At 44.5% G+C, this 9,713-nt stretch carries 5 protein-coding genes; 1 reads left to right on the forward strand and 4 read right to left on the reverse strand.

What is annotated here, in order from left to right:
- The coding region (gene glgP, locus B3B27_RS11520; protein WP_286847491.1) for an alpha-glucan family phosphorylase at positions 1–2,520 on the reverse strand (2,520 nt) is incomplete at its 3' end.
- 167 nt (positions 2,521–2,687) lie between these two features.
- Positions 2,688–4,388 carry a glycogen/starch synthase gene (locus B3B27_RS11525; RefSeq protein ID WP_238868011.1) on the reverse strand — a complete coding sequence of 567 codons (1,701 nt, stop codon included), beginning with the start codon at positions 4,386–4,388 and terminating at the stop codon, positions 2,688–2,690.
- A gap of 68 nt (positions 4,389–4,456) precedes the next feature.
- Here B3B27_RS11525 and mfd point away from each other — a divergent pair, with 68 nt between their 5' ends.
- Positions 4,457–7,801: a transcription-repair coupling factor gene (gene mfd / locus B3B27_RS11530; protein WP_286847492.1), complete on the forward strand. Its 3,345-nt coding sequence runs from the start codon at positions 4,457–4,459 to the stop codon at positions 7,799–7,801.
- On the opposite strand, the gene cysK is transcribed toward mfd, so the two are convergent.
- Positions 7,782–8,690: a cysteine synthase A gene (cysK, locus tag B3B27_RS11535; protein ID WP_238868009.1), complete on the reverse strand. Its 909-nt coding sequence runs from the start codon at positions 8,688–8,690 to the stop codon at positions 7,782–7,784. The two genes, mfd and cysK, sit on opposite strands and share 20 nt — an antisense overlap.
- Before the next feature lie 81 nt (positions 8,691–8,771).
- A complete protein-coding gene (gene epsC, locus B3B27_RS11540) occupies positions 8,772–9,593 on the reverse strand; it encodes a serine O-acetyltransferase EpsC (RefSeq protein ID WP_286847493.1) in 822 nt (273 codons plus the stop codon).
- Between the last annotated feature and the right edge of the window lie 120 nt (positions 9,594–9,713).

Here is a 9,713-nt window from a genome sequence, read left to right on the forward strand (position 1 = left end):
GGGATTTTTAGGGAATATTCGTATTCCATACTGGTGTGTTCCGGGATCGTTGGGCGACTTGCTTGTTTCGAAATACAACAGGGTGCCTTCTTTCTTTACAAGCTCAAACTCGTACGAATCAATAAATTGCGGTTCTTTTGTCATTGTGTCGTGGTCAACAACTACACACTCAACACCAAAATCGCAGGCCATATCTTTCTTGTCGATGACAACACGGCCGTAAATCTCTTTGTTGCTGTTGTTGAAATCTACCTTCTGGTTAGGATTGAACTCTAGCTTGATTACTTCGAATTTATCCCATTTCGATGCAGTGTCTTCCTTCCATTTTACAATCTCTTTTGCTTTAGCGTAATTGTTAGCCTGGAGAATGTGTGAACGCTTTGCCAGCTTATTGTAGAAAAGATTGTAATAGTCGTCCATCATTCGTTTTGTGGTGAAGTTGGGTGCAATCTCAGCCATTGATTTTTTGATGTACTGTATCCATTCGTAAGAGTAACCATAGCTGTTGTGAGCGTAATATAACGGTATGATTTCGTTCTCAAGCATAGAATAGATGGTAGAAGCATCAAGCTCATCCTGGAAAGACTGGCTGTCGTAAGTCTTTTTTTCGGTTAATGCCCAGCCGGCGCCCTCCCTGTATCCTTCGTACCACCATCCGTCTAACACGGAAAGGTTGAGAACACCATTCATCTCGGCCTTCTCGCCCGATGTGCCCGATGCTTCCTGTGCACGGGTAGGGGTGTTAAGCCAGATGTCCACGCCTGAAACCAATCTCTTGGCAAGGCGCATATCATAATTCTCTAAGAAGATGATCTTGCCAAGGAACTCGGGACGACGCGAAATTTCAACAATCTGCTTGATAAGCCCTTGTCCGCCGCCATCGGCAGGATGTGCCTTACCGGCAAAAATAAACTGAACCGGGTATTTGGGATTGTTGACAATTCTGGACAACCTTTCTAAATCGGTGAAAAGCAGATGTGCCCGTTTGTAGGTGGCAAACCTGCGTGAGAAACCAATTAGCAGAGCGTTGGGATTCACCTCTTCTAGCATGCTCATGATCCTGGAAGGATCGGCCTGGTTCTTTAGCCATCCTTCGGTAAACTCAATCCGGATATAGTCAACTAGCTTCTTCTTCAGATGCATGCGGAGAGCCCACAGTTCATTATCACTCACATCGTAAATCTTTTTCCATATTTCGGGATTCGACTGATCATTAAAGAACGAATCGCCGAAATACTTTTCGTAAAGCGCCTTTACCGAAGATGTAGCCCAACTTGGCAGGTGCACGCCGTTGGTCACATAGCCTACATGCAGCTCTTTGGGGAAGTAGCCTTTCCAGACCGGCTGGAACATTTTTTGGGATACGGCACCGTGCAGTTTGCTCACACCGTTTGTCTCTTGTGCAGTATTCAGGGCGAACACACTCATGGAGAATTTTTCGTTTGTGCCTGGATTGGCACGCCCCATGTCCATGAACTGCTGCCAGGGAATACCCATCTTTTGAACAATGGGTGTCATGTATTTGGCTATGAGCGATTCATCAAAATAGTCGTGACCTGCAGGTACCGGGGTGTGAACCGTATATAGCGATGAGGCACGAACAACCTCAAGGGCTTCGCGGAACGAAAGCTTCTCTTCAACCACGTAGTCGCGCAGACGCTGCACATTTATAAAGGCTGCATGTCCCTCGTTCATATGATACACATCCTTTTTGATGCCCAGCTTCTTTAAAAGAAGGATGCCGCCAATGCCCAGTAAATATTCCTGTTTCATACGGTTCTCCCAGTCACCGCCATACAGCTGGTGGGTGATGGAGCGGTCGTAATCGCTGTTCTGCTCAATATCGGTATCCATCAGATAAAGGTTGATGCGCCCCACGGCCACCTTCCATACGTTAGAATAGATGAGGCGGTCATGGAAGGGTACGGTTAGAATCATTGGAGTATCGTCAGGATTCATCATCTGTGTTATGGGCAGGCTGCCGAAGTTCTGAGGTTCGTAGTTGGCTATCTGTTGACCGTCAATAGAAAGAGTCTGGGTGAAGTATCCGTAACGGTAGAGAAAACCTACCGCAGTCATGTCAACGTTGCTGTCACTGGCCTCCTTCAGGTAGTCTCCTGCAAGAATGCCAAGGCCACCCGAGTAGATCTTCAATACGTGAGATAACCCGTATTCCATACTGAAGTAGGCTACACTTGGGCGCTCCTTGTCATGTGGAATGCTCATATAGTTTTTAAAGTTGTCGTAAATATGCTGGATCCGTCGCATGAGCTCATGATTATTTACCACATTCTCAGTGATATTGGGTTGTAGATTCTGCAGCATCTCAACCGGGTTTTTGCCGCTTTTTTCCCACTCGTCGGGGTCCAGGGTCTCTAAAATTGCTTTTACCTCCTCATTCCATACCCACCATAGGTTTTGTGTAATCTCTTTTAGCGGCCGCAACTGGGCAGGTAATTCTGAATGAACATGAATATCTTTCCATACGGGTGTATTTGAATAACTTGACTGAATAATCATTGTTGTTAGTTTTACTTAATTATTATAGGTTGATTTTATTTGGTAGAGTAGAAAACATTACCATGTCAAGATTTTGAACGATACAGATGCAATTATAATGATTTTAATGTTAATAGCCTAAAAAACATTGTTAAACACCATTAGATGCTGCTGCAAACGTTATGTTTCTAATCTGCTTTAAGTTTATACGGTTTTGACAATCTGATGAACGAGTTGTGCAAAGCTTTGCTGTAGGCTTCCTGGTAGAAAGAGATGAAATGTGGCCAGTCGGCTTTGTCTGATAGTGTGGAGGCACTGTGTTTAAGCATCTTTACCTGTTCGCTGCTCTTCAGCGAAAAATCGCTTATGAGACCGGCAATCTCCTCGGCAACATCCATGTAATTTTCATCGTTGCGGTAAATCACCTGAATTCCATCGTCAAGCCCATTTTTTTTATCACTCCTCTTTTTGGCCCACACCCCGAATCCTGAAAGTGAAGTGGTGATGGTGGGGATGGAGAAGGCCACACTCTCGTGCGGGGTATATCCCCAAGGCTCGTAGTATGAAGGGAACACCGACATGTCGAGGCCTATAAGAAGATCGTAATAGGGAAGATTGAAAATTCCATCGTCGCCATTTAAATATGAGGGAACAAAGATAATTTTTACCCTGTCATTGGGAGAATTACAGATACCAAGATGCCTCAGACGGCTCATTACAATGTCGTGTTGCGGGTCAACAAGCTGGTGAGTAACATAAGGGCAACCCTGCGATGAGTCATTCTTTTCAGGTGGTGTATTGTCTTCCAAAAGGAGTGCCTGCAGGTCTTTACGCGGCCCACTAATCCAACCGGGGACCATGATGAAAGCAATTACATCTTTTGTCAGCTGCGGCATTTTCCTTAGCAGGTTCATCGCATCAATAAAAACATCTATTCCCTTGTTTTTATATTCATATCTTCCACTGATGCCTATAAGTAACGCATCTCTGTGGATTGCGTGCCCGAGAGTCTTCTCCGCTACGTTCATTAATACTTTTCTACCCTTTTTACGTGCATGGTCGTAGGTAATTCCTTTTGGAATGAAATCTTTCTCAAATCCGTTGGGAGTGACAACATCGGGGTGGCGATTAAGGAACTGGGCACATTCTGAAGCTGTTATCTCGCTCACAGTGGTGAAACAATCGACGTTTAGAGCAGCTTTTTTCTCTAAAGAGTGTTTGGCAGCCATATTAAGCTGGCGTGCCATCTGATCGCCGTTGTATCCTTTTAAATGATTATACAGAGGAAGATTGTTGCCGGCTATTGAGCGGCCTAACGAGGTGGCGTGAGTGGTGAAGATGGTGGCAATCTTGGGTACGTACTTTTTAATATAGAGTGCGCCGGTGCCAAGCATCCATTCGTTGAAATGGGCGATTACGTTGTCGGCCTCGAGATGGTGGAAACGATAAAAACTCTCGATAACAAGTCCCGTGGAGTATGCAAATATTGCTGATTCATGATAGTCGCCGTATGCAGCTATCGAGTCCACCCCATAATCAAGCCACATCTTTGTGTAGATATCGTTCTGCTTCTCAAAGAATGGTTTGAATTTCACCAGAAAAACAATAGGCTCTCCCGGCACCAGCCAGCGGCCAGCTCTGATTTCGAGATGCTGATTGTGCAAGGCAAAGTCGCGCCATGATGCGTAAAGTGCCGGATCTTCCTTGAACCATGGACTCTCCTTTTCAAGCCAGATGTCGGGGCCTATAAAGAATATTCTGTCTTTATAGATACTTTGAAGGGTATTGGCCCGGGTTGATAATACGGTGTAGATACCACCTACCTTGTTGCATACTTCCCAACTGGTTTCGAAAATGTAGTTAGGTGTATGCCTGGCATCTGTCTGCATATAAATCCTTTTCTTGAATAAACGCGACAAAGATAATAAAAAATGACTTAACTTTGCACTTTCTATGAATGGTTGAAACAATAAAAATTGATAAACTACAGCTAAGGGTTGAAAAACATCCTAATGTGGCGGCGGCGGATTCATTACTGAAAAATGTTAACATTTTATCGGTAAAGGGTTTGCAGGGGTCGTCACGGGCCATCTTTGCCGTGGGAATGTACAGGAAACATCCGCGAACGTACCTGTATATTCTGAATGACGCGGAAACAGCAGGTTATTTCTATCACGATGTTTTACAGCTTATAGGGCCTGGTGATTTGATGTTCTTTCCCTCTGCATATAAGAGGGCTGCAAAATACGGACAGCCTGATGCGGCAAACGAGGTACTGCGAACAGAGTTATTGTGCCGGCTGCAGGGAGAAAGCAGCCCGTTGATTATTGTAAGCTTTCCCGATGCGCTGGCGGAAAAAACCGTTTCAGCAGTGCTACTCAGGGAGAATACACTTAATGTGTCGGTGGGTGAAAGGATTGATTCGTCATTCGTGAGTGAGATGTTAGACAGTTACGGGTTTCAATATACTGATTATGTGTATGAACCGGGACAGTATGCCCTTAGGGGTAGCATTCTCGATGTATTCTCGTTCTCAAGTGAGTTCCCTTACCGTATTGATTTTTTTGGAGATGAGGTGGAAACCATCAGAAATTTCGATCCGGAGACCCAACTCTCTAATGAGAAATTCAACCATATACGCATCGTTCCGGAATTTGTGAATTCTGATTCCGGAAAGGCATCGCTGTTCGACTACCTCCCGGCAACCTCGGTTATAGGGATAGAAGATATTCGCTGGATATCAAGCCGTGTGGAGTCGCTAAATGATGATTTACTGCATATTGATGTCAGAGATGTGGAGTTTGTAAAGGCAGACATGTTATCGAAAAATGATTTTATTAAGGGCTTAAAACAATTCAAACAACTTCGTTTCGATGTTAAGATGGCAGATACACCCGATGCATCCATCGATTTCAAGACTTCTTTGCAACCGCTCTATCACAAAAACTTCGATTTGGTGAGCAGCTCTTTTCATCAGTTCATTGATGATGGCTATACAATATATGTACTAAGCGATAGCGAAAAGCAACAGAAACGTCTTTACCACATTTTTGAAGATCGCGACGACCCCATCCCGTTTATTCCGGTGAATAAAACTTTGCATGAAGGTTTTTCGGATGAGACACTGAAAATCTGCTGTTTTACCGATCATCAGATTTTCGACCGTTTTCACAAATATAGCCTGAAATCCGACAGAGTACGCTCAGGCAAGCTGACACTTACACTAAAAGAGATAAATCAGCTTCAACAGGGCGATTATGTGGTGCATATGGATCACGGTGTTGGCAGGTTTGCGGGTCTGGTGAGGCTTCGTATAGGAGATAAGGTGCAGGAGGTGATTAAACTTACTTATCTGAATAACGATGCGGTGTTTGTATCAATTCACTCGCTGCATAAGATTTCTAAATATAAGGGAAAGGAGGGTGAACAGCCGCAACTGAACAAACTGGGCTCCGGCGCATGGGAAAGGGTGAAAGAGCGTACAAAATCGAAGATCAAGGATATTGCACGCGACCTGATTAGGTTATACGCCAAACGACTGCAGGAGAAGGGCTTTGCTTACTCAAGGGACACATATATGCAGACTGAACTGGAGGCTTCGTTCATGTATGAAGATACGCCCGACCAGATAAAAGCTACACGCGATGTAAAGGCTGATATGCAAAGCGAGCGTCCCATGGATCGGCTTATTTGTGGAGATGTGGGCTTCGGCAAAACAGAGATCGCTATTCGTGCCGCTTTCAAGGCTGCAGTTGATGGCAAGCAGACTGCTTTACTGGTGCCGACCACTGTATTGGCTACACAGCATTATCATACGTTCAGTGAGAGGCTGGCGAATTTCCCGGTTAAAGTGGATTATTTGAGCCGTGCGAGATCGTCAAAAGAGCAAAAGTCGATCCTCAGCGATCTGAAAGATGGTAAAATAGATATCATCATAGGTACTCACAGACTGGTTGGAAAGGATGTGCAATTCAAGGACCTGGGATTGCTTATCATCGATGAGGAACAGAAATTCGGTGTCTCAACCAAAGAGAAGTTGAAACAGATGAAGGTGAATATAGATACACTCACTATGACTGCTACGCCCATTCCAAGGACTTTACAGTTTTCACTTATGGGGTCGCGTGACCTTTCAACCATAGGAACGCCTCCGCCAAACCGTTATCCGGTGCAGACCGAAGTTCATACATTCGATATGGAAATTATTCGCGATGCAGTGAATTTTGAAATGAGCCGGAACGGACAAGTGTTTATCGTGAATAACCGTATCAAGAATATTTACGAGATAGAGGCTCTTATAAAACGGGAGATTAAGGGAGTAAGTATAGCTGTGGGACATGGGCAGATGGATCCGAAAAAATTGGAGGAGGTAATTGCCGACTTTATAAACCAGGAGCATGATGTGCTTATTGCCACGACCATAATAGAGTCGGGAATTGATATGCCCAATGTGAATACCATTATTGTGATGGATGCACATAATTTCGGGTTGAGCGACCTGCATCAGTTGAGGGGAAGAGTGGGGCGAAGTAACCGTAAGGCGTTCTGCTACCTGCTTGCCCCACCTCTTTACACGTTGAGCAGTGAGTCGCGACGAAGATTGCAGGCGATAGAGAACTTTGCAGAGCTGGGTAGCGGTATTCATATTGCCATGCAGGATCTGGATATCAGGGGGGCAGGCAACTTGCTGGGAGCGGAACAGAGTGGGTTTATAGCCGACCTGGGCTATGAAACTTATCAGAAAATCCTTTCCGAAGCTGTACACGAGCTTCGGAAAGATGAGTTTTCGGAACTCTATAAGGAACAGCAGGAGATAAAAGCATCGGATCTGAACTTCGTTGATGAAGTGCTTGTGGAAAGCGACCTTGAGCTGATGTTTCCGGCTACATATATACCAAACGACTCGGAGAGGGTGGCTATATACCGTGAGCTTGACAGTATGGAGACAGAAACGGAAATACTTAATTTTACCGGGCGGATAGAGGACAGATTTGGAAAAATACCGCAACAGGGTAAAGAGCTGATTAGAATAGTGAGGCTTCGTCGTATTGCGAAATCGCTGGGATTGGAAAAGATTGTACTGAAAAACGGGCAAATGACTCTCTTCCTGATCTCAGATCCGGAATCTCCATATTACAGCTCATCAATATTTGATAATTTATTAAATTATGTGCAGCTCCATCCGCGGCAATGCCGGCTGCGGGAGAATGGAAAAAAACGGTCTGTAATGATCAGTAACGTGGAAACAGTGGAGAATGGAGTAGCTATTCTTGAGGATATGCTCAAAACAGCCCCTCTATAGATAGATAGCGCTCGCCGGTGTCGTAATTGAAAGTGAGAATACGCTTCCTGTCGCTTAGCTCAGTTATTTTCTGCGCTACTGCAGCCAGAGCCGCGCCGGTGGAAATGCCTCCTACGATACCCTCTTCGCGGGCAAGACGTCTGGAATAATCAAAAGTTTCATCCCTGGTCACTTTTATAACACTGTCTATGATGGTAAGATCAAGAATGTCGGGAATAAAACCCGCCCCGAGACCCTGAATAGCGTGTGGTCCCTGCTTCCCCTCGGTGATGAAGGGTGAATCGGCAGGTTCAATACCGATCACCTGCAAGGAAGGGAATTTTTTCTTCAACTCTCTTCCAACACCGGTGATATGGCCTCCCGTACCGATACCTGTAATAAGATAGTCAAGGCCTTCAGGAAAATCGTTGAGTATCTCCTTTGCCGTTTTTTCAGCATGTACATTTGGGTTGGATTTATTCATAAACTGTTGAGGAATCCATGAACCGGGAGTAGCGCTCTTTATCTCTTCGGCTTTTTCTATGGCTCCTTTCATTCCCTTCTCACGAGGGGTCAGAACAAGTTTTGCGCCGTAAAGAGCCACTAAGCGTCGACGTTCAACCGACATCGATTCGGGCATAACAATGATTACTTTGTACCCTTTAACAGCACCAACAAATGAGAGACCTACGCCAGTGTTACCCGAAGTGGGTTCTATGATGGTGTCACCTGGTTTCAATATACCCTGTTTTTCGGCATCTTCTATCATCGATAATGCAATGCGGTCTTTGATGCTGCCTCCAGGGTTCTGCTTCTCCAGTTTAATCCATACATCATGTGCAGGGAATAAACGGTTTAAACGTACGTGTGGTGTATTTCCAATTGCCTCTAAAATATTGTTGTACTTCATAACTATTTTGCTGTTTGGAATGATATGAGTGATACTATGCTCCTGTTTGTATTAATAGTTGTAAGAACGGTTGAAAGAGCGTCAGATCACAAAATCATTCGGGTGAATAAAATCTTTTACGGTTCTTATTTTTACATCTACGGTATTGTAAACCATAGAATAGGGAATTACGCTTTGTGTGAGCCATGCACCACCGCCTATGGTGGAGTCGTGACCGATTACAGTTTCTCCTCCTAAAATTGTTGCATTTGCATAAATTACCACGTTGTCTTCAACGGTAGGATGCCGTTTTACATCGGATAACTTCTTTTCAACATATAATGCTCCGAGTGTAACACCTTGGTATATCTTCACATTGTTGCCTATTTGGGTGGTTTCGCCAATCACTATTCCGGTTCCGTGATCCATGAAGAAATTATTCCCTATTTTTGCTGCAGGGTGGATGTCGATGCCCACCTTTGAGTGAGCATATTCGGAGAAGATCCTGGCAATAAGTGGCACACCAAGGTGATGGATCTCGTGGGCAATACGGTGCACGCATAGAGCGTAAAAGCCGGGATAAGCTATAATTACCTCCTCAAGAGTCTTGGCTGCCGGATCGAACTTCAAATAACAGGTGGCGTCTTCGAATAGCCGTTTTTGAAGTGTGGGGAATCTCCTGAAAAATTCTTCAGTAATATCATCAGCCTTTTTTTCACTGGTTAGTGCGGCTATGTTAGAGTGAAATAAACCCGCAGTTTCAATCAACCCTCCGTGTACATTATGCGATTTGGGACAATCGCATATGGGAAACATAAAGGTGATAAAAGAATCGATAATTTTATCCAGTTCGCATTTGTTGATAGGAATGCTGATTGGTGGGGGATTGAACTGTTGTATAAGTTCTAAAGTATTGTTGGTCATTATGATGTGGGTTTAGAAAGAAATTTAATGCAGTTGCTTTTGATAGATAAACGGATAACACGCCTGTTTGTTCCCGGGAGAACTGCATCCGTTTTTTTCGAGCAGATTTATTCCGGACAG

This window comes from Proteiniphilum sp. UBA5463 (assembly GCF_002427225.1).
GTDB lineage: Bacteria > Bacteroidota > Bacteroidia > Bacteroidales > Dysgonomonadaceae > Proteiniphilum > Proteiniphilum propionicum.

Excerpts from the sequence above, each read along its gene's own strand:
- B3B27_RS11525 (WP_238868011.1), bottom strand. The coding sequence starts at position 4,388 with ATGCAGACAGATGCCAGGCATACACCTAACTACATTTTCGAAACCAGT.
- mfd (WP_286847492.1), top strand. The coding sequence starts at position 4,457 with ATGGTTGAAACAATAAAAATTGATAAACTACAGCTAAGGGTTGAAAAA.
- cysK (WP_238868009.1), bottom strand. The coding sequence starts at position 8,690 with ATGAAGTACAACAATATTTTAGAGGCAATTGGAAATACACCACACGTA.
- epsC (WP_286847493.1), bottom strand. The coding sequence starts at position 9,593 with ATGACCAACAATACTTTAGAACTTATACAACAGTTCAATCCCCCACCA.